Below are 25,748 nucleotides of genomic sequence, written 5' to 3' on the forward strand. Positions count from 1 at the left end.
ACCAGTTTGACGCGGGCGGTTGCGCCTCAGTTTCAGGCATGTAAATGTGTCGTTGAGCGTGGGAGCGCTCCCGCACCACCCCACCACATCCGGCGCCCGGCACGCGCCGAGTCAAGGAGCGTCATGAAACGTCAACTTCGGGCCCTGGCCGCCGCCGGGCTGCTGGTCGCCAGCTCGCTCGTCGCCGTGGCCCTCGGCGGCAACGCCTCCGCCGACACCCAGATCTGCGAACAGTACGGCTCCACCGTCATCCAGGGCCGCTACGTCGTGCAGAACAACCGCTGGGGCACCACCGCCCAGCAGTGCATCAACGTCACCAGCAGCGGCTTCGAGATCACCACGCTGAACGGCAGCAGCCCCACCAACGGCGCGCCCACGGCGTACCCCTCGATCTTCTTCGGTTGTCACTACACCAACTGCTCGCCCGGCACGAACCTGCCGATCCAGGTGAGCCAGATCAGCAGCGCCACCAGCAGCATCTCCTACCGGTACGTCAGCGGCGCCACCTACAACGCGTCGTACGACATCTGGCTGGACCCGTCGCCCAAGCGGGACGGGGTGAACCAGATGGAGATCATGATCTGGCTCAACCGCCAGGGCCCGATCCAGCCCATCGGCTCGGTGGTCGGCACGGCCAACCTGGCCGGCCGGACCTGGGAGGTCTGGCGGGGCAGCAACGGCTCCAACAACGTCATCTCCTACGTCGCGCCGTCGGCGATCTCCAGCCTGAACTTCAGCGTACTGGACTTCATCAACGACACCCGCAACCGGGGAGCGATCACCAACTCCTGGTACCTGACCAGCATCCAGGCCGGCTTCGAGCCGTGGCAGGGTGGCGTCGGTCTCGCGGTGACCTCGTTCTCGGCCAACGTCAACGGCGGCGGCAACCCCACCAACCCGCCGCCGACCACCCCGCCCCCGACCACGCCCCCGCCGGGCGGCAGCTCGGGCTGCGCGGTGAAGTACACGGCGAACTCGTGGAACAACGGCTTCACCGCCGACGTGCAGATCACCAACACCGGGTCCAGCACGATCAACGGCTGGACGCTTACCTACAACCTGCCCGGCGGGCAGACGGTCACCAACGCGTGGAACGCCACGGTCAGCCAGAGCGGGTCCGCGGTGACCGCGCGGAACGTGAGCCACAACGGGTCGATCGCGCCCGGCGGCACGGCCAGTTTCGGCTACCAGGGCACGCTGAGCGGGTCGTACTCGTCCCCGACGAGCTTCTCGCTCAACGGCGCCACCTGCTCCAGGACCTGAGGGGTAGCACCACCGACCGGGGGCGTGACCGTTCCGGTCACGCCCCCGCGGCTTCTCTGACCCTGCCGAGTTCCACTCGGGTTCCTTGATGTCGGGGCATCATCGCACCTGGACACCCCGACTTCCGGGAAGTCGAGTCGATCAAGGCGGGGCGGGAGAGGTCAGACCCGGGTCAGGCGTACGGCGTCGGCGATGACGAGACCGGTCGCGTTGCTCCAGCGGCTCACCGCCACCCGGTTGGCGTCGCCCGCCGGCAGGGTGAACGTGCCGAGCACGCGCCACTGCCCACCGGTCACCCGCTGGTCCACGTACACCGTCTGGTTGCCGGTGGTGGTGGCGACGATGTACGGGGTGGCGCTGTTGTAGCCGCTGTTCGTCGGCCACCACGCCTCGACCCGGTAGGTGCCGGTCGCCGGCACGTTGAACCGGTACCAGGCCGGGTCGCTGGCCGCGACCGGGTCGGCGTAGCGGTAGTCGGCGCCGTACCGCTGGCTGGAGAACGTCGACACGCCCCAGTTGGCGCTGGCGGTGAACCGACCGGAGGTCGTGTTGTCCACCGTGGACGACCATGCCGTACTGCCGCCGGCCATCTTCGCGGCGACGTCGGCGCGCATCACGTTCAGGTCGATGAAGGACGGGTCGATCTTGCCGGTGGTGCTGGTCTCCCGGTGGCCGCGGGCATAGCTGCTGTCTCGGCCGAGGCGGGTGAGCACGGCGGCGGTCGCGGCGATCGACGCGTTGTACTGCGCGGCGGTCATCTCCTGGTCGACGCCGTTGTAGTCGATCTCCCACCCGATCATGAGGGTGTTGCCGTCACCGGCGGAGATGGGTCCGCTGCCACCGCTGACCCCGGCGTGGTTGCAGCGGCCGGCGGAGATGACGTGGAAGACGCCGTTGTAGTCGACGAGCGCCTGGCAGAGCGGACCGGCCAGGTCGGAGCGACCGTTGATGCAGATGCCGAGCGCGGGGTGCGGGTTGCTGGCGCTGGAGGTCGAGGCGGTGTGGTGCCAGAGCACCCCGATCGGGTCGAAGGAGCCGGGTCGCATCCGGTTGAGCCAGTCCCCCTCGACGACGACCTGGACCCCGGCGCCGCGCAGCACGTCCACGAGCCACGGAATGGTCGCCATCAGGAGTCCCGCAGCAGGTCGGCCAGGCACTCGGCCTTCGGCGCGGCGCTCGCCGGGGCGGGTCGGACGGCGAGGGTGGTCAGCGCGGCGACCACCAGGGCGGGGATGCCGAGCACCCCACGACGGCGCAGACGGACGGACGGGGATCGGGCCATGGCGGTCCTCCAGCGGCGACGGGTTCACACGCATCGACGAGCGTGATGACGGCACGCTATACCGTCATGAGCGTCGATGTCGATACCCTTCACATTCGGGCCACGCCTTGAAGGAATCCGCCGATTCAGGCGTCGCCGAGCGCGTCGATGTCGCGCATCTCCTCCGCCGTCAGTGAGAAGTGAAAGACGTCGAAGTTGGCGCTGATCCGCTCCAGGGGTCACCGACTTCGGGGTCACCACGATCTCGTGGTCGATGTGCCAACGCAGCACCACCCGGGCCAAGGACGGGGTCGACCAGATGGGGACCATGATCTGGTTCAACCGGCAGGCCCCATCCAGCCAATCGACGCGCCGCTGGCCTCGCCGGGCGCACCTCAAAGGTCGAGCGCGGCAGCAACGGCCAGATCAACCTGACCTCGTACGTCACGCCGTCGCCGATCGCCAGCCTGAGCTTCGGCACGATGATCTTTATCAAAGACATCAAGTTCCGGGGTGCGATCACAGCGGACCGGTATCCGACCAGCATCCAGGCTGGCTTCGAGCCGTGACAGTGCAGTGCCGGGCTCGCGGTGAGCGGCTACTCGCACGGCGTCAACACCGGCGGCGGCCTTGCCCGCCGCCCAGCCCGACCTCGACCCGCATCACGCCTCCGCCGCCGGCCGGTTCGGCATGCTCGGTGAAGTACCCCGACCCACATCGGGAACAACAGCTTCATGGCCGAGGTGACGATCATCAACACCGGCTCCAGCACCATCAACGGTTGGACCGTGAACTACAACCTGCCCTCGGGGCAGAACGTCACCAACGCGTGGAGCGTCACGGTGACTCAGATCGAGTCCGGGATCACCTCGAACAACGTCAGCTATAACGGGACACTCTCGCCGGGCACCTCGGCCAACTTCGGCCACTAGGCAACGCCGAGCGGGCCTATTCCGCGCCAGCAAGCTGCGCCCTTAACGGGCTACCTGCACCAAGTCCTAATTCCAGGCCTACGACGAGGGGCACGGTTCGTACGGACTGCGCCCCTCGTCGTACCGCCCCGGTTCGTCACGCAGCCGGATGCGACATCACTGACGCGCTGGCACTTTAAGGTGAGGTTGCGCCGGTGGAGCCGTCAACGCAACGACCAACGGGCACCGGAAAGAGCGAACAGCACCTCCCCCGACGGGAGTTGGACCGACCAACTCTCCACATCGGTGGGGACCGAAGCCGCGGTGAAGACGACGAGCCGCAGATCGGCGAAGCGGAACGTGAGGTCTAGGAAGCGCGATACGTGCACCGACGTCAGAGTCCGTCCATCAAGTGCGGGCACCGCGGCTCGGATGTGGTCTCGGTGATCCTCGCAGGCCACCAGAAAATCAGAATCCGATTCGATCCGCCAGGAGCACATCTGCAGCCAGACTAGGCCCCCACCGACGGCAATGCTAACCAGACTGCCGCCGAGTTCGCTCAGCCTCGCTTCGTCGACCGGGAAGCCGACGATCGGCGACATGATGCTTTCGAGGATCGCCACCTCAGCCTCACTGAGGCTCACGCTTGGGCCCCCTCTCCCTCAGCGTCCAAGTCTGGCCGGGACCGACGTCGAGCACCCTCCCATCCGCCATCCGCGCCGACCATTGCTGCCAGCATCGCGGATCCACTCGACTGGTGACGGAAAAGACACGGAGCCGAAGATCGCCGAAAACGAAAATCGTGTCGAGGCTGGGCCAACTGACCGACACGTTCGTCATGGTGGCCCCTTCTAGAACGTGCACCATTCGCGGCAGGTCAACAGGATCGTCGTAGGAGCCGACTAGCATCTGTGCCACGGTCTCCACCCGCCAGGCGACGGAGAAGACGCGAATCGCGGTCACATCGCCCGAGGGTGACTGCAGCTCCAAGATCAGAATGTCGTTGTCACGCACGCGGGCGCCCCGCACAGTCGTACCGTGCAGGGCGCCCAGGATGCCGGCAAGCTGCCGAGGGTCAGGCACTATAAGTCGCAGACCTCTCCAGCGTTACCACCCACATCGGTGATCGCCTCCCGTAACTCATCGCGGCTCACGTTAGCGTTTCCGTCCAGCTTCCGATCACCAATGCCACGGTGCACTTCCTCACGCGCCGCACGGTCCTTGGGATCCAGACCCGCGCGCTCCATTTCGTAAGTTACCTTGCTGTTACTCCTTCTATTGTCACCCCGCTCCATCTTCTCGTACGAATCTTCGTCCCAGTCATCGTAGTCCGAGGGCCGGCGGCCCCCCGTGTTGTGCACCAGCACGGGTGCACCGTCCGCGACGACGTAGTAGGTGTGCACCGAGCGCACCGTGAGATCGTGCATGACTCGGGATCCGGTGTAGGACTCCACAGTCTTGACGATGACCTGCTGACCATGCAGCGATAGCAGCGATTCCCCCGGCTTGAGGTCTGCTGCGAACACCCATTTCTGTCGCTGGGCACTCCAAACGGGATGGTGTTGGGTGGTCTGGACCGTTACTTCCGGCTGCCCCGTCACGACGAGGACGAGGTCGGTCAGGGCGACGTCCTGGTTGGTATATGTCGCGACCACCTGTTCCGGGCCGGACTGCCCCGTTTCCGGATCCGTAGCCCTTACTCTGTCGCCGAGTTCGACCGATTCGATCGGCTTTGTCGACCCGTCCTCGAGCAACACGAGGGTCCCTGGAGCGAAGCTGTGGCAGGCCTTCTTGCCTGCCTTGATGAAGTCCTTCACCCCGGTGATCAGTTTGCCGAGCAGGTCCTTGACCCGGACGCCGAGCTGGTAGCCCTTCTCCCACTTCCACGGCGCGCCGTACTTGCTGGCGAGCTTGCCCAACATGCCACCCACAAAGGAGCTGGCGATGGTGATCACCGTGCTGACACAGCCGCCGACGTCGCCCTTGGTGATGCAGTTCAACGCGTCGGTAATGCCCAGCTCGTCCATCGCGATCTTGGCGAGCGCCTTGCCCGCCTCGAGGAGGACGGCCTTCGCCTTGGCGATGCGCTCCTGCCGGGCCTTCTCCGCGGCCGCCGCCGCGTCACCGCCACCGCCACCGCCGCCACCGTTGTCCTTCGTCCGCGGGTGGTTCTCGGCCGGCGCGTGCGGGTCGTACGCACCCGAGCAGCCGTGGCAACCGTCGTTGTGCCCGGGCACGTCGTGGTAGTTGCCGTACATGTCCTCGTAGTCGGCGCCCGGACCGCAGGCGTCGTCCGAGCAGGCCCGCAGGCCGTCCGGGTCGGAGAACGAGACCGGGTTATTGTTCGCGTACGCGTACCCGTGCATCTGCTGCGGATCGTTGACGTCGATGATCGGGTCGATCGAGATGAACCGGCCGAGCATCGGGTCGTACTCGCGGGCGCCGATGTTCACCAGGCCGGTGCTGCTGTCCTGGTTGCCGTTGACGAAGCCCTTCTCGGTGGGCCACTGCCCCGGTCCGGGCGGGGTCCCACGCGACTCGCCGTACGGCGTGGTCCGCCGGTTGACGATCGCCCCTGCCTCGTCGACGACCGCCTGGCCGGTGCCGTGGTGGTCCGGCGCGACGTAGCGGACGCCGTCGAGCTTGCGGACGATGCTGCCGCCACCCGGGACCGGGTAGTAGCGGGTGCCGTCCGTGGAGTGGGTGGTGGTGTTGAGCCGGATCTCCATGCCCGGCAGGTAGAGCGTCGTCGTGCCGGGCTCCTTGCGAAGGATCCGCGACCCGTCGACGTCGTACACGAAGGACGTCGTCTTGCTGTTGGCGGTGGCCGACTCGAGGTTGCCCTCGGCGTCCCAGACCAGGGTCTGGTCCTCGCCGACCTTCGTGCGCTTGGTGGTGTTACCGGCGGTGTCGTATGCGTAGGTGTAGAGCCGGTCCCCGGACGGGGTCGTCTCGGTCATCTTGTCGACCGTGTGCGGCCGGGCCTGGCCGGCCAGCGGGGTCTCGTAGCTGCGGGCGAGCAACGAGGTGCCGTTCGCGGCGAACTGGGTCTCGGTCTTGCGGTTGCCCGTCGCGTCGAAGGTGTAGGCGTGGTGATACGGGGCCACCCCGCCGATCCCGGTGACGCTGGGGCCGCCGGCGCAGGGGTCGGTCGCCGTGCTCCCCGACGTCCAGGCCCGGTCCATCCGGCGCAGGTAGTCGTAGGTGAAGCACTGCACGTCCCGGGCGCCGGTCGGGGTGTCCTCGATCCGGGTGATGTTGCCGGAATCGTCGTAGCTGTACTTGGCGTCGATGTCGATGACCGGCGCGCCGGACCGTCCAAGCTGGAACCGGCTCAGCCGCTTCGACGCCCGCTCGTACGCGTACGTCGACCAGACCTTCTGCGTGTTGAGCTGCACCTCGGACTGGAGCACCTCACCGGTCGCCTGGTAGGAGACGTCGGTGACGTACGGGACGTCGCTCTTGGTGCTCTTCAGCCGCTCCAGCGAATCGTAGGTGTAGGCGATCGACTCGAACGGCAGGCCGCCGCCCTCCGACATCCCGACCGACTGCACCGTGCCGTCGAAGTTGAACTCCGTGCCGAAGGTGTACAGGCCGGCGAGCTCGGCGCCCGCCTGCTCCGGCACCTGGTAGTACGTCTCGTGCGGCCGGTACAGCTCGTCGTAGGCGCTGTAGTAGGTGACGTACGCGCCACCGTCCGGGGCGTACCGGGTGGTGGAGGAGAGCTGGCCGAGCTTCTCCAGGTCGTACTGCCACTCGCTGAGCAGCTGGCCCGTGTCCGGGTCCTTGCCCTTGTACGTGGCGGTCTTGCGGCCGATCGCGTCGTAGCGGTAGCTCAGCGACGCGCCGACGCCGTTGGTGCTGACCGCCAGCCGGTCCTGGTCGTCGTAGGAGAAGTACGAGTGCCCCGCGTCCGGGTCGATCGACTCGGTCTTGCGGCCCCGCTGGTCGTACCGGTTCTCCCACTGGTTGCCGAGCGGGTCCTTCACCGTCGCGAGCTGGCCGGACTGGGTGTAGGTGTACTCGGTCTTGTCGTACGCGCCGGTCGGGCTGTTGCCCTTGTACTGGAGCAGCTGGGTGGTCTGCCCGAGCGCGTTGGAGATGGTGGTGCGCGGCGTCTCGCCGTCCGGCGGGTCGACCGAGACCCGGTCACCGCCGTACGTGGTGGTGGTCCGCCACTTCTCGCTGATGCCGTCCAGGAAGATGGTGGCCTTCACCCGGTCGGCGCCGTCGTACACGAACGCCGTCTGACCGGTCATGTCCGCCGGCACGGCCGGGTAGATCACGTCGGTCGGCGCACCCGCCACCTGGTAGGTGTCGTACGTCCGCTCGACCTGGCCGGTCGGGGTGTAGAAGGTGTCCGCGATCAGCCGGGTGCCGTCCGGACCCTCGGTCTGCAGCTGCCGGGGTCGGAGCAGGCTGTCGTACAGCTGGTACTCGACGGTGTAGGTGCCGTCGTTGCGCCGCTGCTCGGTCTTCACCGCCGCCGGCTTGTCGGTGCGGATCAGGTAGGTGTACTTGGTGTTCGGGGTCAGCCCGCTGACCCCCGTGCGGTCCGGCATCCAGACCTTGGACAGCCGGCCCAGCGGGTCGTACTCCAGGACGCTCTTCATCCCGTTGGGGTCGACCTGCTGCGTCGGGCTGCCCCAGGCCGGCGCGTACGTGGTGACCGTGTCGTAGCCGAGCGGGCTCTTCTCGGTGACCTGCGTGGTTAGTCCGTTGGTCTCGACGTAGGTGGTGGTGGTAACCGCGCCGAGCGCGTCCTTCGCGGTCAGCGGCCGCCCGAAGCCGTCGAAGGTGCCCTCCGCCACCCGGGTGTACGTCGCCGTCGTGCCGTCGTGCGTGGCCAGCCGCTCCGTCCGGGTGGCGTTGCCGGTGACCTTCGCCTTGGCCAGCACCTGCGCGTCGTAGTAGGTGCGGTCGTCCGAGATGACCTGGGTGGCCCGGTTCGGGGTGGCGGAGCATTTCACCGACACCGACTCGACCTGGGAGACCAGGTCCTTGACGTAGACCGGCTTGTTGTCGCCGTAGGTGGTCACGTCGGTGACGTAGGTGGTGCGGGTGCACGCCTCGTCGCCGGTGACGTCGACGTCGCCCTCGTTCTCGGTCCGGTACGCCTGACCGTAGGTGGTGTCGAAGGTCGTGCTGGTCTTCGTCTGCCGCCAGCCGCCGGCCGCGAGCGCGGTGTAGCCGCGGGTGCTGGCGGTGTTGACGAAGTACGACTCGCTGGCCCCCCAGGCGTGCGACTCGCTGCCGGTCTTGTACCGCCACGGCGTCTTGATCATCTTGCTGATCTCGGTCGCGCCGTCGAACGTCTTGCTCTCGTACTCATAACCGGAGAGCTCGTCGTAGTCGGTGTAGGTGCCGCCGGTGGAGTCGGTCACAGTCACCGAGAGCGGGTTGGTGCTGTCAGGGTCGTCGTCCCCGTGCATGCCCCGCAGGTAGCGGTACTCGGTCTTGGCGGTCTGCGTCTCACCGTCGCCCTTGGTGACCTGGACCCGGCCGTAGCCGCGCCAGTCGCTCCAGGTGAGGTCCTTGCCGTCGCTCAGCCCGTCCGGCTTGGCCTTCCGCCAGGCGGCGCCGTCGAGGTAGCTGTACTTCGTGACCATGTCGGGCGAGCGTGCGGTGCGGTCGGTCTCCACCACGGCGCTGACCACGTACTTGTGGAACCAGTCGGTGACCTGGCTACCGCTGCCCAGCGGGTTCCACTTCACCGGGAAGCAGCGGCGGGTGCTCTTGCCCTCGGTCGGGAGGGTGGTCTCCGTGCAGTCCGGCTTCTCGTAGTTGACGTCGATCTGCCCGCCGCTGTCGGTGTAGACCGTGGCCAGGCGGAAGCGGATCAGCGGAGCGATGAAGTCGCCGGTCCTGTCGATCCGGTTGGGCAACTGGATGGCGCCGAACTCCACGCTCGGCATGGCGGCGCTGCCGCCGACCAGACCGGTGTGGGTGATCTTGTTGAGCCAGAGGGTACGGCTGCCGTCACTGTTGTCCATGAGCAGGTGATCGAGCGCCCACTTGTCGACGTCGGTCCAGGCGGTCGCGCCCCGAATCTGGGTGGTGATGCCGACCAGCCGCTTCCGGGTCCAGAAAGTGGGGGTGATCTGGTCGCCCTTGCACTTGGTGCCCTGGGCGCAGTTGCGGTCCCACGGGACGTCCGGCCAGTACGGGGCGGTGGTGGTGTTCAGGTCCTGCTCGTCGCAGTCGATCGTGCCGCCGGGCAGGCAGCGCTCCAGTGTGCTGAAGACCACCCGGGCCGGGGCGTTGGTGGTGTAGACCTGCCCGTCCTTCTGCCCGTAGTCGATCCGCTTCAGCCAGCCGGCCCGGTGGTACTCGACCCCGTTCAGGTCGGTGCGGTTGCCCCGGGCGTACCAGTTGCTCTCCCGCCCGTAGAAGTAGGACGTGACGTTGCCGTGCCGGTCCTTGACGTAGTCAAGGCTCCAGCGCCACGCCTGGTTGCAGTACGAGTCGGCGAAGGCCGGCTTGTTGCACGGCTCGTTGGCGTCGTCGCCGAAGACCGGGACGGTCCAGGTCGACGACGTCTCCTCCTTGCCCGAGACCCAGCCCGGCAGGCGGTTGAGCCCGAAGTAGTACTCGGTGCCGCCGGTCGTGGTTACCCGCCAGTACTCGCCGACGTCGACGCCGGTCGTCCCCTGATCGCCGTTGGCGGCCCCGGTGAGCTTCTCCACCTTGGAGCCGTCGTCGGAGGCGAACTTCCAGCCGGTGGCGGTCTTGACCAGCTCGGTCGACTTGCCGTTGAGCAGGATGGTGGCGTTGTCGTACGCCCAGCACTGGTCGGCGACCTCGCTGTGGCCGTCGTCGGCGCACGCCTTGTAGCGACGCTCGATGTGGCCCGGCTCGTAGTTGAACCCCTCACCGATCCAGGAGCCCTGGTTGTTGGTGGTCGAGGTGCGCCCGTCGACCGACTGCGAGGAGTACGCCAGCGTGATGCCCGGCCCTCCGCCACCGGGCACCGGGGGCGTCTGCAGCGGGTACGACCAGGAGAAACCGCCGGTGGAGGGGGCCACCGACCACTGCGAGGACGGGGCGAGCTTCGACGCCGCGTAGCTGCCCTGGGAGGACGAGTCACCGGCGGTCAGCGCGTAGAGGCTGCCGGCGCTGTCCGTCGCCGTCACCTCGGCCGAGACGGTGTGCTTCTCGCCGTCGTTGACGGTCGGCAGCGGCTGGGCCGCGCAGTCCTTGCGCTCGGGGGTGCGCAGCGCGCACTCGGGCAGCCGGGACAGCCGCAGCCGGCTGCCGAAGTCGCCGCCGAAGGCGCCGGCCAGCCCGTCGTACCCGACGGAGAGCCGCACGTCGCCGGCGGCCTGCTGGCCGTCGGTGCGGGCGACCCGCACGACCGGACCGTCGACCTTGGCGCGCTCAGCCGTCCCGTGGTCGAGCACCTCGACCCGGACCTTGCCGGGGGGCGTGGCCGGGGCGACCCTGCTCGCGGTGCCGGCGGCGCCGCTCGCGGGCGCGGACACCGCGGCGACGGAGACGGTGAGACCGCCCGCCTTGGCGGTGCGTGCCGCACCGGGCGCGACGGTCCGGGCGCCGGCCGAGGCGGGCACCGGCAGGGCGATCTCGGTGGCGCCGGCGGCCGGCCAGGTGACCGACGCCGGCTTGGTGGTCGCCGCGGCCTCGGCGGCGTTCGGCTTCCGGGGCTTGGCGGGCAGCGGGTCCCGCTCGGGCAGGACCTTGCCGGAGTCGGCGGTCTTGGGGCGGTTGCTGCCCTGAGCGGCAGCGGTAGGCATCTCGACGGCCTGGACGAAGGTCAGGCCCAACATGCCGGCCATCGCCCAGGACACGGGTCGCTTGATCCGGCGTTGCAGCACGCCGGAGGCGCCCAGGTGTCGGGAGAACATCAACCCTCCACGGGTGGTCGGGGATAAGCGGAAGAAGCCGTGGGGGGGGGGGCGGGCGGGGGGGGGCCGCCCCGCGGGGGGGGGGGGGGGGGGGGGGGTGGGGGGTGGGGGTGTGGGGGGGGGGGGGGGGGGGGGCGCCCCGCCGCGGCCCCCCGCGGCCCCCCCCCCCCCCCGCCCCGCCGCGGGCCCCCCCCCCCCCCCCCCCCCCCCCCCCCCCCCCCCCCCCCCCCCCCCCCCCCCCCCCCCCCCGGGGGATCAGAGGTTCGGCTGTTCCTTGACGGTGAGGTTCAACCGCTGGAGCAGGTTCTTGTCGGCGACGCCGGTGTAGACCCGGACATCGTCGATGGCGCCCGAGAGGTGCTCGCGGAACTGGTCGTCGATGAAGGCCCGACCCAACTGGAGCCCACCGGTGGCGTTGAACGGCTCGGTGAGCTGGACCGAACCGACCACCTCGGCGTTCACGTAGAACAGGAACTCGTGCGTGTAGCCGTTGTAGACCAGGGCGACGAGGTCACCCTTGGTCAAGGTCTTCGGGGCCTCGTCCACCAGAGGGGTCAGCTCGACCGCCGCGCCCACCGTGTCGGTGCCCGGCACGGCCAGCTCGTACCGGCCTGCGTTGTTGCACCGGACGATGACCGAGCTGTTGTGCAGGCCCTTCTGCGAGAAGAACGTCATCGGGGTACCCGCGCAACTGCTGGTGAGCTTGACCCGGGCGGTGACGGTGAAGCTGCTGGTCATGTTGGCGTTGAGCGTGGTGCTCGCGTAGCTGGTCGCCTTGCCGGCCAGCTTCAGGTGCCCCCCGCCTAGCAGCGCCGCGGTGGGCGGCGGGAAGACGCCCTTGTAGATCGACGCATCCGGCCCGAGGGTCATCGCCGCCTTGGCGTCGTACTCCGGGCTGCTCGTTCCAGTGGCGGTGTTGAGCTGCCAGTACGCCACCCGGTTGAGGGCCGTTTGCTTCAGCCCGGTGGTCTCGGTGGAGAGGATCGGGCGGTCGAAGAAGGCGACGTCGGCCAGTTCACCGATCCAGCTGTCCGCGTAGCCGCCCTTGACGACGCGCCGGCCGAACTGCACGGCACCCCGGGACTTCGACTGCGACCGCCGGTCGGCGGTGTACAGGTTGGTCCCGTTCACCAGGAGGGAGATCTTCTTGGTGGAGTCGTCGTACGAGGCGGTCAGGTGGGTCCAATCCGTGGTGACCGGGGACGGGGTGGTGCCGGTGGAGAAGACCCGCCACTCACCCAGCGAGATCACGTCGTTGGTCGGGATCCGGAACACCCAGTTCCCGCCCTCCGTACCCAGGCTGAACCCGGGTTCGCCGGTGCCGTCCTGGCTCACGATCGTCTGCCGGCGGGTCGGGTCCGAGGTGCGCACCCAGGCGGTCACCGTGAAGCTGCGTGAGGTGTCCACGGCCCAGAGGGTCTTGTCCGGCTCCTCGGGGTCCATGGTCGTCTTCAGGTAACCGTTCCAGGTGCCGTCGAGTTTCACAGCCGTGTCGAACTGCCCACCGGGACCAGGCACACCGAAGGTGACGCCGCTGCCGGCCACGACGTCGTGGTCCCCGAGCGTGTCCTCCGCCTGCTTGGAGCCGGCGACCTCTGAGAAGGCCCATTGGGACACCGGCGGCCGCTTGCCGACCCGGAAGGTGCAGGAGGCGATGGAGCTGCCCAGACCGGCCTTGTCGACGGCCATGACGTTGAGCGTCCAGGGCCCTTCCTTGGTGGGCTTCCACTGGATGGTGGACGGCCCGCCGGCGGTCGTCGGCCTGATGCTGTTCGCCGAGGACGGGTTGGTGTTGAAGCCCCACCGGTACTCGACCACGTCCGCGGCGGCGGAGTCGAAGGTGAAGCTGGTGGTCAGGCCGAGCTTCTCGTGCCATTCCGCGTCGGTCTTGCAGTCCGGCGAACCGCCGTCGCCGGCGTCGTCCGGCAGGAAGTCGGGCGAGTCGACGTCCGGCGGGGCAGGCTTGGTGGCGTCGTAGATGAACTGGCAGGGGTTACGGGTGCCGTCGGAACTCCACGGTCCCCAACTGGTGTTGTCCGACGCGCGGACCTCCCAGGAGACGACGACGTTCTGCGGGATGTCCGACGGCGCGGTGAGCGTGAAGATCGATCCGCTCGCCTTGAGCAGCGTCGTCGGGTACGACCGCACGGTGTCGGCCTGCGCTCCCGGAGCCCGCCAGGTGAGCCGCCACTCGGCCTTGAGCTGCTCGGTGTGCGCCGATGAGTGGTCCGGGTCGCGGAGCACAGCGGAGAGCTTCGGGATCTTCCACACGTACGGGGCGCCGGAGCCGTAGACGCAGGCGCCACCCGGGTCCGAGGTGAGTTCCGACAGGGCGGGGATCAGCGGGGCGCGGTTGTACTTCACCGAGAGCACGGCATTGTCGCAGAACCGCTTGCTGTGCTGGTAGTTGCCCTCGTTCTCGGCCTTGAGGCCGAGGGTGACCGTGCTCCAGCCGCTCGCCGCCGCGATCTGCACGGCTTCCTTGGCGTCCCAGCTGGCGTTCTGGTTGGTGGAGGTGCAGGTCGCCTGGGTGCTGCTGGGCGCCTTGGTATCCAGCCAGTTGGCGCCACTGCTCCAGCTCGACCCGCCCGGCTGGTTGCTCCAGTTCGTCGACGAGTTGATCGCCTTTGGCAAGAGGTAGAGCTGGGCGTCTTGCGGGGTCGAGTTCCAGGCGTGCTGCATGGTGACCCGAAACTCGGCGCTGAGGATCGTCTTGCCGGAGTACGGCGTGGAGAGGGTGTAGATGACCCGCTTCACCTTGGAGCTGTTGCACAGCTCCGGGCAGAGCCCGATCCGCTCGTGCCGCTTGCCGTCGAACTTCCAGTACTCCTCGTTGGGGTAGCCGCTGTCGACCATGGCCCAGGAGCTGTTGGTGGTGGCCTGCCAGACCGGGTCGAGGTAGACCGGCCAGTTGGTGTCCGGGTCGGCGAGCATCGCCGCGTCCGGGGTGAGGGTGAGCGCGCCGTTGGCGTAGTTCAGCCCCATCGGCGCGACCGTCGAGCTGTCCTCCGGGCCGCGCGCCGTCTCCAGGTCGGTCTCACCGGCGACCGTGGCGGCCGTGGTCGACTCCGCGGCCAACGTGCCGGAGGTCGTCTTCTGGGCGCTGGCCGTCGTGGTGCCGCCCTCACCGGTCGGGGTGCCGTTGTCCCACATGGTCGGCTGGTCGGCCTCCAGCACCGGGTTCCCGGTGGCCGGGTCCAGCGCGACGATGCCGCCCTCGGGCGTCTCCTGGATGGTCAGGTTCTGGCCCGTGACGCCCAGCTTGAGGCCCTGGAGTTCGGGCGTGTTCGCGGCCTCGGGAGTCTTCAGGACGATCACGTGGGAGAAGCCCTCGACCGTCATGTTGACCACGAGGTCGACGTGCGGGAAGACGTCCGGGTAGACGGCCTGGTCGCCGTTGAGCACCGGCGCGGGCAGGGTGTACGGCCAGGTGAGGGTCATCACCTGGTCGTCCTTGCGGACCACCAGCAGCGGGTCCGCCGCGCCGGTGGAGATCCGCATGTCGATGAGCGCGGCCTTCGGAGTGATCGTCCCGTCGGCGTTCTGCGCCAGCGTGGCGTCGGTGGGGACCCAGGCGTCACCCTGGACCACCCGGACCGGCTGGTTGTGCTCGTTGGCGATCAGGTTGCCGTCCGGCTGCGCGAAGACGTCCCGGTACTCGGTGCGGAAGGCGAGCACCTCGACCGGCTGGCCGAGCGACTCGGCGGCGAGCAGCGCCTCGGCCTCGGTCTCCCGGACCGGGTTCTCCTCCACCGCCGCCACCGGCGCGGTGGCCGGCGAGCGGTCCGCGTGGTCGGCGTAGACGGTGGTGGAGAGCAGGCCGGCGAGGCCCACCATGAGGCCGAGCGTGAAGAGCCGGCCCCGCTTTCTGCTATGACGGGCCACCGTCAGGTCCTCCCCCGTTGAACTGCGCGATTCGTTGTGTGCCATCAGTTGATCGCCGCCCCGAAGAGACCCTTGGCCGTCGGCAGCCCGTTCAGGCCGGGCTGCCAGGTCTGCGCGGGCGTGGTCGTCCCGCCGACCAGGCTCGACCAGTTGAAGGCGTAGACCGCGTCGTCGCCGTACGGCGTGCCGACGAAGAGCTGCTTGGAGGTGGCGCTCATCGAGGTGCCGACGAGTTCCTGCTCACGGAAGCTGCCCGGCAGGCTGCTGCCGCCGCGCTGCAGCGTCACCGGCGTGCCGATCGGGTTGGCCAGCGCCGGGAAGACCCGCACCCGCCCCGAGTCGACAGTCGAGGTCCCGGCGTCCTCGCCGGGGACACCGATCGCGAGGAACATCGTCGAGTTGGTGCCCTCGCTGGTCGCGGCGGTGTTCGCCAGGACCACCTTCTCACCGAGGTAGTCGCCGTCCTCCGAGGCGTACGTGATCGACGGCAGTTCGGTGAAGGTGTTGGCCGCGGTCACGTGGAAGCGGTGCACCAGGCCGGCGTCGGTCGTCGGCGCGGTCGCGCCGGAGAGGGTGATGTCCTCCCCCGGCACACCCACGGCGACCAGCGAGTCCTGCGTCCCAGCCGCGCTACCGACCGGGCGGTACGGGACGAGCGAGATCGACTTACCGAAGTTGTCGTTGGCCTCTGGGTTTTCGGAGACACCCGTCTGCCCCTGGTCCAACACGGCGGCGAGGGTGGGCAGCCCGCTGGTCAGCTTGTTGCTGAAGACGTCGACGGTGCCGGCGAACACCTCGGTGCCGATCGCCTCACCGGGGGCGCCGACCGCCCAGTGGTACTTGGAGGCGGCCACCGAGAATCCGGTCCGGTCGTCGATCTCCGCGTTACCGGGGATGCCGTTGCCCTGGCTGATCGCCACGTTCACATTGCCGCGGATGTAGTGCACCATGCCAGCCAGGGCACCGCTCGTGAAGCTCTCCCACGGCACTCCGATGACCAGGTAGGGCTCGCCGCTCGCGGTCCGGCTGCCGGCCACCGAGTAGCCGAACACGTCCCAGGCCTCGGCGACGTCCGGGACGTTGGTGACGTCTTGGTGGTAGACCAGCGAGGCCGGCCCCTGGGCGAGCCCGGCCGGTGAGCCGAGCAGCACGTAGACCGCACCGGCCCCGTCCTGGCCGCTGATGTTTTGGTAGGGCACGCCGACCGCAAGGTCCGTGCAACCGTCGTTGTTGGCGTCGTACGGCGAGATCGAGAAGCCGAAGCGGTCACTGGACCCGGGTGCGCCCGGGACCTTGGCCACCCCCTCCTGCAGGGTGTGCACGGTGGTGCTGCCGCCGTAGGTGACGTGCACCTGACCGGCGCCCCAGAGGCCGTTGACGGTCACCTCCGGGTCGGCGATTGCCATGTCGGTGACGCCGTCGCCGTTGAAGTCGTTCTCCGCGGTGCCGGCGCAGCCGGTGACCGGGGCGACGGTGGTGTAGACCTGCATCTCGCAGAACGGGGACCAGCGGTCGCTACCGCTGACGCCGTCAGCGGCCTTGACCCGCCAGCGGTAGATGCCGCCGTCGACGAAGGCTCCGGCCGGGACCGTGCTCGCGGCGGTGGCGCCGGAGGCCACGGCGCTGTAGCTGGCCGAGCCGATCGCGGTCTCCGCGTTCATCGCCCACCACTCGAAGGTGACCGTCATCGCGGTGCCGTCACCGTCGGACACGGTGGCCTTGAGCTGCGGAGTGAGGGTGTTGACCTGGGGCCGACCCGCGCCGGTGACGCAGCTGGTGGCCGGGACGGTGGCCTGGGTGCCGACGGTCGGCCAGGAGTTGTAGGTGACCGACGCCTTCGGGTCCTCGGCGGGGTCGGTACCTTCGCGGGAGCGGAACTGCTTGAACCCGGCCACGTCGGCCTCGTTGGTGGCCCGCAAGCCCATCCCGGCTCGGGTCTTGTTGGCGTCGGCGGCCCGCTGGAAGAAGGTCTTGCCGTCGATGTTCACCCAGGCGTCGGCGCTGGTGCAGCTCGCGCCACCGCCGGCGGTGGCGGTGGACCGGGCGTCGGGCCCGACCGCGTCCCAGGCCGGCTGGTTGGCGAAGGTCGTGGTGTACGTGGCCGGCGCGGTGGTCCAGATCTCCCACGAGACCGGGGTGCAGACCTGCGACCAGTAGTTCCAGAACGACACGGTGGCCGAGTTGATCTGCTTGCCGGCGAGGACCGTGCTGTCCCAGGTGAGGAACGACCGGGTCAACTTGGGGTTGGTCGGGTCGAGCAGGCCGAGCTGGAGGTTGTTCTGCGTGTTCTGGTCCACGCTCGACCCCTCGGTGACGTACGTGTCGAAGGTGGTGCCGAGCGGGTTGACCGTCGGGTCGATGGTCACCGGGTAGGCCGTCGCCGGGTCGCGCAGCCAGGCGCGGTCCGGCGCGAGGGTCAGCTCGACCGTGTCGCCGCGCTCCGCCAGCTCGGTGCGGATCGGCTTCTGGACGGCGGGGTCACCGGTGACCTTGTGCTTCCTGGCGTCCCACATCAGGGGCGCCGGGATGCGGGCGGTCTGCTTGCCGGCGCGGTCCTTGATCGCGATGGCACCGTCCGTGCCCCGGCTCCAGCCGGCCACGCCGGGACCGCTGAATGGGAAGGTCACGCTCTCGACCTGGGCGGCGGCGGCCCGGTTCTTGACCACCAGGAACTGTTCGAATCCGGTCCGGGTCGCCTCGACGACGAGGTCGACGCCGGGGCGGGCGTCGACGTACGTCGCGCGGTTGCCGTGCAGGACCGGCGTGGGCAGCGCCCCCGTCCAGCCCATGGCGACCCGCTGGTCGGCGGAGCCGAGCGCGGCCAGTTCGTGGGTGCCCGCCTCGCGTCTACCCGAGATGCGCAGGTCGCCGGGGTGAGCGACCGGGGTGACGGAGCCGTCCGTCCCGGCCTTGAGGGTGAGATCGACCGGCACCCAGTCGCCGCCGCGGCGGAACCGTTGCATGCCGGCGGCGATCTCGGCCCGGAACTGCCCGTCGGGCAGGGCGAAGACCTCGGTAGTCTCGCTGGTGAGGCTGTCGACCTGCACCGGTTTGCCGGTCTCCCGGGCGGTCCGCAGGGACACCGCCTGGTCGGACCTGTTCTCCACGCCACCCGTCACGCCATCGGGCCCGGCGGCGAGGTACTCCGCCGGTTCGCCCGAAATGCCAGCCAATGCGACCGCCGTCAGCACGGCGACTCCCGCCGCAAGGCATGAACGTACGGTGGCCGTCTTTCGACGTGCCACGAAAACCCCCCGTGTCTCATCCGTTTGTCGGTCGGGACTGTAGGGAGCGGCCCGCTCTACGCACAAGTAGCGTTACAACTGGTGAGCACAGACGCGGCAATACGGACCTTCCGCCCGCAGCGCTCACTCATCGGAGTTTTACCTGCTCAGAACAGATGCGGCGGGCTCGACGAACAGTCGACCCGGCATCCGCCGAACGACTGGAACGCGCCACCGCCAGACGCCGGCTATTGCTACCCGATCAGCGCGGACAGGTCGATCCGACGGCGAATTGCGGGCTCCGCGGCGAAGCGCCTGGGGTGGACAGGAATCGCGGAGCGGACGATGAGCAATTCACCGACAGCCACCAGCCGGAATTCCTGCATTCGGCCGGCCGAAGAGCCTCGTGGGATGCGCCCGAATAGGGGCCCCCGGACCCACACCCCATCGACGTCCAGGCAGCTCACAGCAACCGCTCCCGACGGCGCACCACCGCTCGTGAATCGACGTCCGGTCGAGGCGCGAATGGAACGATGTCCCGGTGGTCGGACGCATCCGTCGATCGAGTGGAGACATGCTCGGGTGGCGACCACACCGCCGAGGGGGACAACAGCCGCGACCATCGGCGCAGGTAGTTGCCTCAGCCAACCACCCCGCGGAACGCCCACAGGCGGCCGGCAGGTGAATGCCGCCGCCCCCTACGATTCCGGGGCGCCCACCTGCCGGACGGCCATCTTACAATGTGGTCAGTCGCCGAGCGCGTCGATGTCGCGCATCTCCTCCGCCGTCAACGAGAAGTGGAAGACGTCGAAGTTGGCGCTGATCCGCTCCGGGGTCACCGACTTCGGGATCACCACGATCTCGTGGTCGATGTGCCAGCGCAGCACCACCTGCGCCGGGGAGACGCCGTGCGCCGCGGCGATCCTGGTCAGCACCGGATCGCTGAGGTCGCTGTTCTTGAACGGGCTGTACCCCTCCAGCACCACTCCCCGGTCCCGGTGCTCGGCGTGCCGCTGCCTGTCGTACAGCGCAGGGCTCCACCGGATCTGGTTGACCGCCGGGTTCTCCTCCGTCGACTGGATCAACTCGTCGATGTCGCCCGTGCTGTAGTTGCTGACCCCGACGGCACGGGTCAGGTTCTCGTCCCGGGCGGCCAGCAGCTCCCGCCACATCGGGATGCTGGCACTGGCGGACGGCGGCCAGTGGATCAGCCAGAGGTCCACCTGGTCGACGCCGAGCGCCTCCAGGCTGGCCTCCAACGTCTCGCGCTCCCGGCCCGTCCGGTCGGGCGGGAGCTTGGTGGTGATGAAGATGTCCTCGCGACGCAGCCCGCTCTCCTGGACCGCTCGGCCGACCTCCCGCTCGTTGCCGTACATCGTGGCGGTGTCGAGGTGCCGGTAGCCGGTGTCGAGCGCGGCCAGCACGGCGTCGTAGCCCGCCTGGCCGGTGGCCTGCCAGGTGCCGAAGCCGAGCAGGGGGATCCGCACGTCACCCGGGAGCAGGGCGGTGGGCTGGTCGCTGAGGTCCATGAGGTCCGTTCTACCCCGCCGCGCCCCTGGACGCCGAGCGAACCGGACACTCCGGCGACCAGCGCACTGGCCCGGTTTGCCGGAGAATGCGGGTGTGACGGACCGGCTGGAGGAGTACCGGCGCCGGCGCGACGCGGCCCGTACGCCCGAGCCGGTGCCGGAACGCGCCCCCACGGCGACCGGGCCCGACGAGGGCGCCGGCCGCTTCGTCATCCAGCAGCACCACGCCCGCAGCCTGCACTGGGACCTGCGATTGGAGCACGAGGGTGTACTCGCGTCCTGGGCGGTGCCGCGCGGTCTGCCCCGCGATCCGGGCCGCAACCACCTCGCCGTGCACACGGAGGACCACCCGATGGAGTACCTCGACTTCTCCGGCGAGATTCCCGCCGGCGAGTACGGGGGCGGCCGGATGGTCATCCACGACCGGGGCACGTACCGCTGCGAGAAGTGGCGCGACGACGAGGTCATCGTGACCCTCTCCGGTGACCGCACCGCCGGCCGCTACGCGCTGTTCGCCACCGGCGGCCGGGACTGGATGATCCGCCGCACCGATCCCGCGCCGCCGGGTTGGACGCCGATGCCCGAGCTGGTCCGCCCGATGCACGCCACGCCCGCCGCCCGGCTGCCCCGCGACCGCGCCGAATGGGGATACGAGTTGCGCTGGGACGGGGTCCGGGCGATGGCGTACGTTTCCGGCGGGCGGTTGCGGCTGCTCTCCGAGACCGACGAGGAGATCAGCGGCGGTTACTCGTGGCTGCGCGCGATGGCCGAGGCGCTGGCGCCCACCGAGGCGGTGCTCGACGGCGTGCTCGTCCGCATCGACGGCTCGGGCCGGGTGCGTCCCGCCCGCCCGTCCAGCGGTGCCCGGGTCCCGGCCGGCGCCCAGTTCCTGCTCGTCGACCTGCTGTGGCTGGAGGGCGTGAGCAGCGTCGACGTCCCGTACGCGCAACGCCGGGAACTGCTCGATGGGCTGGCGTTGGCCGGTACGCACTGGCAGACTCCGCCGTGGTTTCCCGGTGCCGGCGACGAGGCCCTGCGCACCGGGCGGGAGCAGGGGCTGCCGGGTGTGGTCGCCAAGCGGCTGGACTCGGCGTACGAGCCGGGCCGGCGCAGCCGACGGTGGCTGAGCATCGACGCGGCCTGACGGCGAGGAGCGACGTGTACCTGACCCATCTGGACTGCCCACGCTGCGGCCTGGAGTACGCCGCCGACAAGCTGCAGAACCTCTGCGAGTGCGGCTCGCCGCTGCTGGCCCGCTACGACCTGCCGGCGGTGGCGAAGGCGGTCACCCCGGAGCGCTTCCCGCTGCGTCCGGCCGACCTCTGGCGGTACCGGGAGCTGCTGCCCGTCGCCGACCCCCGGCACGTCACCACGCTCGGTGAGGGCTGGACGCCGCTGTTGCGCGCACCGGCGTACGGCGCCGAGATCGGCATCGCGGACCTGATGGTCAAGGACGAGGGGTTGATCCCGACCGGCTCGTTCAAGGCGCGCGGCGCCGCGGTCGGCGTGAGTCGGGCTCGCGAGTTGGGCGTCGAGCGGATCGCGATGCCCACCAACGGCAACGCCGGTTCGGCGTGGGCGACGTACGCGGCACGTGCCGGGATGGGCGCCACCATCGTGATGCCGCTGGCGGCGCCGACCATCTGCCGGCGCGAGTGCGTGGCCGCCGGAGCCGATCTACGCCTGGTGGACGGGCTGATCAGCGACGCGGGCCGCCGGGTGGCCGAGCTGATCGCCGAGTCCGACGGGGCGATCTTCGACGCCGGCACGCTGCGCGAGCCCTACCGCCTGGAGGGCAAGAAGACGATGGGGTACGAGATCGTCGAGCAGCTCGGCTGGCAGGTGCCCGACGTGATCATCTATCCGACCGGTGGCGGGGTCGGCCTGATCGGCATCCACAAGGCGCTGCACGAGATGCGCGAGCTGGGCTGGGTCGGCGACAAGCTGCCCCGGCTGGTGGCGGTGCAGTCGACCGGTTGCGCGCCGATCGTGCGGGCCTTCGCCGCCGGTGAGTCCCGGGCCCGGCCGTGGGAGGACGCGCACACGGTGGCGTTCGGCATCACCGTGCCGTCCCCGTTGGGTGACGAGCTGATCCTGGCCGCGCTGCGGGCGTCCGCCGGCACCGCGGTCGCCGTCGACGACGCGGAGATCCTGGCCGACCTGCGGGACTTCGCCGCCCGCGAGGGTTTGCTGCTCTGCCCGGAGGGAGCGGCCTGCCTGACCGCGGCGCGGCAGCTACGCGCCGGTGGCTGGATCCGCGCCGGGGAACGGGTGGTGGTGCTCAACACCGGCGCGGGGCTGAAGTATCCGGAGACGGTCGACGTCTCCGGCATACCCGTGCTGGCCTGAGCCGGCACCCCACGGACGGTGGGGTGCCGGCGGCCGAGCCTACTGGTAGATGATGTCGGACGGCGTGTAGAAGCAGTTGACGCCGTCGGCTCCCTCGCCGATCTTGGTCGGCTCGCTGCCCTTGGGTACGCCCTTGTACTTGACGCAGATCGAGGTCTCCCGGTCCGGGTCGCCGACGATGGTGATCCGGCTGAACCGGGCGGTGTCGCCCCAGTTGGTGTTGATGCCGGCGATCGCGTCGGTGTCCCGGACGACCACGTTGTCGATCACCACGTGCCGCTGGTACGACGTGGAGCAGTTGCCGCAGGCCCGGTAGAGCTTCCCGGCGTTCTCCACCCGGAAGTTCTTGATGTAGACGGTGCCTGGGCCGTTGTGCTGGAAGACCTTGTCGCTGGCGGACCGCGCGCCACCGCCGTCGACGGTGTACGTGCTGCCGCCGCGGAAGGTCGCGGCGTCCTCGCCCACGTCCTCCCACCAGACGTTGACGAGGGTGCAGTCGCCCTCGCAGTGCACGCCGTCGCCGGCCGGCGCACCGATGATCACGTTACGCAGGGTGGCGCCGGCGGCCAGCTCGAACATCGGATCCTGGCTCTCGCTCTGCCCGCCGTCGCCGATGCCGTAGTAGCGCTTGAGCCCGCCGTCGAAGGTGCCGCTGACCCCGATCGTCGCGTCCACCTTCTGGCTGCTGGTGGGCGTCGGCCAACCCGCCGGCGGTGGGGTGGTCGGGCCCGACGTGGTGGGTGGCGGCGTGCTCGGCGCCGCGGTGGTCGCCGGTGGCGTGGTCGGGGTGCCGCCGCCGGACGAGTCGACCACCACGTCGTCGAAGCCGCCGCTGGCGTACGCGGTGACCAGGCCGATCCGGCCCGCACTGGCCAGGCTGTTGCTGCCGGAGGCGATCTGGGTGCCGTTGACGAAGCCGCGGATGGTGCTGCCGCTCGCCTCGATGCGCAGGGTGTACCAGGTGCCGGCGGCGACGCCGAGCGACGCGGAGCCGATCGCGGTGATGCTGCTGCCGTTGACCGCCTGCAACTCGGCCCGGCCGGAGCCGAGCAGGGCCAGTCGGTACATCTTGGTGCTGCTGGTGGATCGGGCCGCCAGGCCGACCAGGGCGCTGGACGAGCCGAAGCTCGCCGGCCGGACGCGGGCCTGTACGGAGTAGTTGGTCCAGCTGGTCTGACCGGCGAACTGCCGGGCCAGCTCGCTGCCCGCGTTCGACTGGTTGAGCACGCCCGAGCCGTCGACGGCCCAGGTGCCGCCGGACTTGGACCAGCCGGAGGCGTCGCCGTCGTTGAAGGTGTCGGTGAAGATGGTGGCCGCGAAGGCTGAGGTCATGCCGACGGTCAGCGCCGCCGCCGTCACGCCGGCGCCCACCGCCAGCACCAGTGGTCGTCGGCCGGGGTGTCGTCTCTTGTGCACGGTTGTCCTCCTTGACGCGTGTGGTGGCGATCCCTGGATCTGGCCGCGCGGGAACGTGCCGGCACGGCGCGCTGCCGCGAAGGCGGGGATCGGTGTGCCCCGTCGGATGCCCGGCTCCGACAGTGGGATGAAGCGTGATGAAAGCCGTGGGGAAAGGGCTTTCCCGCCTCTTTCGAGGCTAGGACTGCGCACGCATCAGCGTCAATGCCTGACGCTTGCAGGTCTGTTGCAGGATTTCGGCGGACCAATCAGGAGCTGTTCGGCTCGGTCAGCCGCCAGGCCGCGTTGATCAGCCCGATGTGGGACAGCGCCTGCGGCATGTTGCCGAGCTGCGCACCGGTGGTCAGATCGATCTGCTCGCTGAACAGGCCCACATCGTTGGCGTGACCCACCACGCGTTCGAACAGCTCCTCGGCCCGGCGCGGCTCACCCGCCATCACCAGGCACTCCACCAGCCAGAACGAGCACAGCAGGAACCCGGCCGGATCGGTCGTCCACCGCCGGAGCAGCCCGTTGTCGGTGCCCAACTCCCGCTCCACAGTCGTGATGGTCGACCGCATCCGGGGATCGGTGGCCGGCAGGAAGCACGCCATCGGCAGAGTGAGCACCGAGGCGTCCAGCTCCGGCGACCCGAACGCGCCGGTGAACGCCCCGATCCGGTCGTTCCAGCCCTCGCGCAGCACCGCCGCGCGGATCTCGTCCCGGACGCCGGCCCAGCGCCGTGGGTCGGCCCGTTCGCCGAGCCGGTCGGCGAGCCCCACCGCCCGATCCATGGCCAGCCAGCAGGAGACCTTCGAGGAGAGGTAGTGCCGCTCCCCCTCCCGGGTCTCCCATATCCCCCGGTCCGGCAGATGCCACGTCGCGGCCACCTGCTCGGTCAGCCCGAGCACCATCTCCCGCAGCTCCTCCTCAAAGGTGGCGCCGAGGTAGTCGCGCAGCCTCCACACCGCCGACAGCACCTCACCCGGTACGTCGAGCTGCCGCTGCCGCCAGGCGTCGTTGCCGACCCGCACCGGGCGGCTGTCGCGGTATCCGCGCAGGTGATCGCAGTGGTGCTCGGAGAGGTCACGTTCGCCCTCCACCCCGAAGAGGACCGGAACCGGTTCGTCGCCGAACCGGCCGATCGACCGGGCCGCCCAGGCGAACAACCGCGACGCCTCGTCCGGGCAGGCCGCCACCCAGAGCGCGCGCATGGTCAGTGAGAAGTCCCGCAACCAGGAGTAGCGGTAGTCGTAGTTGCGGTCGCCGCCGATCTGCTCCGGCAACGAGCTGGTCAGCGCTGCGGTCACCGCGCCGCTGCGGGCGTACGTCAGACCGGTCAGCACTGTTGCGCTGTGCCGGACCAGCTCGGGGTACCGGCCGTCGTACCGGTGCGCCTCCCGGAACGCCTCCCACGCCCGCGTCGTCTCGGCGATGGCGACCAGCGGGTCCATCCGGGGCGGCGGGGCTCCGTACGCCTGTCCGAAGGCCGCGTCCATCCCGATCACCTGACCGGCGGAGACCTCGAACTCCTCGGTGACCCGGTCCCGGCCCGCCCGCAGCGGCAGGTCGCCGGCGCGCAGCACCAGCACCACCGGGCCGGCGTCGGCCCGCACCCCGCCGCCCGGCTGCTCGTGCAGGTACGGGGTGAGCAGCCCGTACTCCGGACGGGGCGCGAAGTCCAGCTCCATCCGGACCCGCCCGGACAGGCCCTCGACCACCCGGATGAGCACGGCTGGCGAGTTCATCCCCAACTCGTGGGCGCGCGCGCCGGTCTCGGCGGCGAGCGCGTCGGTGACCGCCACGCTGCCCTGCGGCGTGTGGTGCACCGTGCGCAACACCAGGGTGTCCGGCCGGTACGAGCGCTCCACCCGGAAGCCGGGGCCACCGACGCCGACCGGCGCCAACCGGAAGTGCCCGGCGCGCGGGTCTAGCAGCCGCCCGAAGACCGAGGCGCCATCGAACCGGTGCGGGCACCACCAGTCGATCGAACCGTCGATGCCGACCAGCGCGCCGGAACGGGAGTCCGAGAGGAACCCGTAGTCGGAGATCGCCGGCTGCGTCACCCG

At 69.7% G+C, this 25,748-nt stretch carries 14 protein-coding genes and 1 pseudogene; 5 read left to right on the forward strand and 10 right to left on the reverse strand.

Annotation, left to right across the window (positions count from 1 at the left end; all coding sequences use genetic code 11):
- Positions 1 to 123 precede the first annotated feature (123 nt).
- A complete protein-coding gene (locus ACGGAQ_RS00785; protein ID WP_393043356.1) occupies positions 124 to 1,263 on the forward strand; it encodes a cellulose binding domain-containing protein in 1,140 nt (379 codons plus the stop codon).
- Between the two features lie 161 nt (positions 1,264 to 1,424).
- On the opposite strand, the gene ACGGAQ_RS00790 is transcribed toward ACGGAQ_RS00785, so the two are convergent.
- Both ACGGAQ_RS00790 and ACGGAQ_RS00795 read right to left on the reverse strand, forming a co-directional pair.
- Positions 1,425 to 2,390 (reverse strand): N-acetylmuramoyl-L-alanine amidase, encoded by a 966-nt coding sequence (locus ACGGAQ_RS00790; protein WP_393043358.1) that lies wholly within the window; start codon positions 2,388 to 2,390, stop codon positions 1,425 to 1,427.
- A complete protein-coding gene (locus ACGGAQ_RS00795) occupies positions 2,390 to 2,545 on the reverse strand; it encodes a hypothetical protein (protein WP_393043360.1) in 156 nt (51 codons plus the stop codon). The genes ACGGAQ_RS00790 and ACGGAQ_RS00795 overlap by 1 nt, the downstream gene beginning before the upstream one ends.
- A gap of 362 nt (positions 2,546 to 2,907) precedes the next feature.
- On the opposite strand from ACGGAQ_RS00795, the pseudogene ACGGAQ_RS00800 reads away from it, so the two are divergent.
- Both ACGGAQ_RS00800 and ACGGAQ_RS00805 read left to right on the forward strand, forming a co-directional pair.
- A pseudogene (locus ACGGAQ_RS00800) lies at positions 2,908 to 3,093 on the forward strand (glycosyl hydrolase family 5); the annotation flags it as partial.
- Between the two features lie 165 nt (positions 3,094 to 3,258).
- On the forward strand, positions 3,259 to 3,456 hold the full coding sequence (locus ACGGAQ_RS00805) for a cellulose binding domain-containing protein (RefSeq protein WP_393043362.1): 198 nt from the start codon (positions 3,259 to 3,261) through the stop codon (positions 3,454 to 3,456).
- A gap of 203 nt (positions 3,457 to 3,659) precedes the next feature.
- Here ACGGAQ_RS00805 and ACGGAQ_RS00810 read toward each other — a convergent pair whose 3' ends face one another.
- The 6 genes from ACGGAQ_RS00810 to ACGGAQ_RS00835 all read right to left on the reverse strand — a co-directional run bounded on the left by ACGGAQ_RS00810 (position 3,660) and on the right by ACGGAQ_RS00835 (position 19,935).
- On the reverse strand, positions 3,660 to 4,079 hold the full coding sequence (locus ACGGAQ_RS00810; protein WP_393043364.1) for a hypothetical protein: 420 nt from the start codon (positions 4,077 to 4,079) through the stop codon (positions 3,660 to 3,662).
- Entirely contained in the window at positions 4,066 to 4,449 is a 384-nt protein-coding gene (locus tag ACGGAQ_RS00815; protein WP_393043366.1) for a hypothetical protein, read from the reverse strand. Before ACGGAQ_RS00815 ends, ACGGAQ_RS00810 begins: the two co-directional genes overlap by 14 nt.
- Positions 4,450 to 4,517: 68 nt before the next feature.
- On the reverse strand, positions 4,518 to 11,297 hold the full coding sequence (locus ACGGAQ_RS00820; protein WP_393043367.1) for an RHS repeat-associated core domain-containing protein: 6,780 nt from the start codon (positions 11,295 to 11,297) through the stop codon (positions 4,518 to 4,520).
- A 255-nt stretch (positions 11,298 to 11,552) separates the two neighbouring features.
- Positions 11,553 to 15,134 (reverse strand): LamG-like jellyroll fold domain-containing protein, encoded by a 3,582-nt coding sequence (locus ACGGAQ_RS00825; RefSeq protein ID WP_393045599.1) that lies wholly within the window; start codon positions 15,132 to 15,134, stop codon positions 11,553 to 11,555.
- Positions 15,135 to 15,226: 92 nt separating this feature from the next.
- Positions 15,227 to 18,427, reverse strand: a complete 3,201-nt coding sequence (locus ACGGAQ_RS00830) for a DNRLRE domain-containing protein (protein ID WP_393043369.1) — start codon at positions 18,425 to 18,427, stop codon at positions 15,227 to 15,229.
- A gap of 725 nt (positions 18,428 to 19,152) precedes the next feature.
- The gene (locus tag ACGGAQ_RS00835) at positions 19,153 to 19,935 is read right to left on the reverse strand and encodes an aldo/keto reductase (RefSeq protein WP_363939234.1); all 783 of its coding nucleotides are present in this window, start codon (positions 19,933 to 19,935) and stop codon (positions 19,153 to 19,155) included.
- A gap of 94 nt (positions 19,936 to 20,029) precedes the next feature.
- Between ACGGAQ_RS00835 and ACGGAQ_RS00840 the strand changes: the two genes are divergently transcribed.
- Positions 20,030 to 21,079 (forward strand): DNA polymerase ligase N-terminal domain-containing protein, encoded by a 1,050-nt coding sequence (locus ACGGAQ_RS00840; RefSeq protein ID WP_393043371.1) that lies wholly within the window; start codon positions 20,030 to 20,032, stop codon positions 21,077 to 21,079.
- 14 nt (positions 21,080 to 21,093) lie between these two features.
- Complete coding sequence (locus tag ACGGAQ_RS00845; protein ID WP_393043373.1) at positions 21,094 to 22,284, forward strand: threonine synthase; 1,191 nt, start codon at positions 21,094 to 21,096, stop codon at positions 22,282 to 22,284.
- Positions 22,285 to 22,323: 39 nt separating this feature from the next.
- Here the strand turns inward: ACGGAQ_RS00845 and ACGGAQ_RS00850 are convergent, their stop codons facing one another.
- A complete protein-coding gene (locus tag ACGGAQ_RS00850) occupies positions 22,324 to 23,700 on the reverse strand; it encodes a pectate lyase (RefSeq protein ID WP_393043374.1) in 1,377 nt (458 codons plus the stop codon).
- 248 nt (positions 23,701 to 23,948) lie between these two features.
- The gene (locus ACGGAQ_RS00855) at positions 23,949 to 25,745 is read right to left on the reverse strand and encodes a glycoside hydrolase family 15 protein (protein ID WP_393043376.1); all 1,797 of its coding nucleotides are present in this window, start codon (positions 25,743 to 25,745) and stop codon (positions 23,949 to 23,951) included.
- Positions 25,746 to 25,748 lie beyond the last annotated feature (3 nt).

Source organism: Micromonospora sp. NPDC047557 (assembly GCF_043205095.1).
Taxonomy (GTDB): domain Bacteria; phylum Actinomycetota; class Actinomycetes; order Mycobacteriales; family Micromonosporaceae; genus Micromonospora.

Excerpts from the sequence above, each read along its gene's own strand:
- ACGGAQ_RS00835 (WP_363939234.1), bottom strand. The coding sequence starts at position 19,935 with ATGGACCTCAGCGACCAGCCCACCGCCCTGCTCCCGGGTGACGTGCGG.
- ACGGAQ_RS00825 (WP_393045599.1), bottom strand. The coding sequence starts at position 15,134 with ATGGTGGGCCTCGCCGGCCTGCTCTCCACCACCGTCTACGCCGACCAC.
- ACGGAQ_RS00785 (WP_393043356.1), top strand. The coding sequence starts at position 124 with ATGAAACGTCAACTTCGGGCCCTGGCCGCCGCCGGGCTGCTGGTCGCC.
- ACGGAQ_RS00805 (WP_393043362.1), top strand. The coding sequence starts at position 3,259 with ATGGCCGAGGTGACGATCATCAACACCGGCTCCAGCACCATCAACGGT.
- ACGGAQ_RS00820 (WP_393043367.1), bottom strand. The coding sequence starts at position 11,297 with ATGTTCTCCCGACACCTGGGCGCCTCCGGCGTGCTGCAACGCCGGATC.
- ACGGAQ_RS00790 (WP_393043358.1), bottom strand. The coding sequence starts at position 2,390 with ATGGCGACCATTCCGTGGCTCGTGGACGTGCTGCGCGGCGCCGGGGTC.
- ACGGAQ_RS00795 (WP_393043360.1), bottom strand. The coding sequence starts at position 2,545 with ATGGCCCGATCCCCGTCCGTCCGTCTGCGCCGTCGTGGGGTGCTCGGC.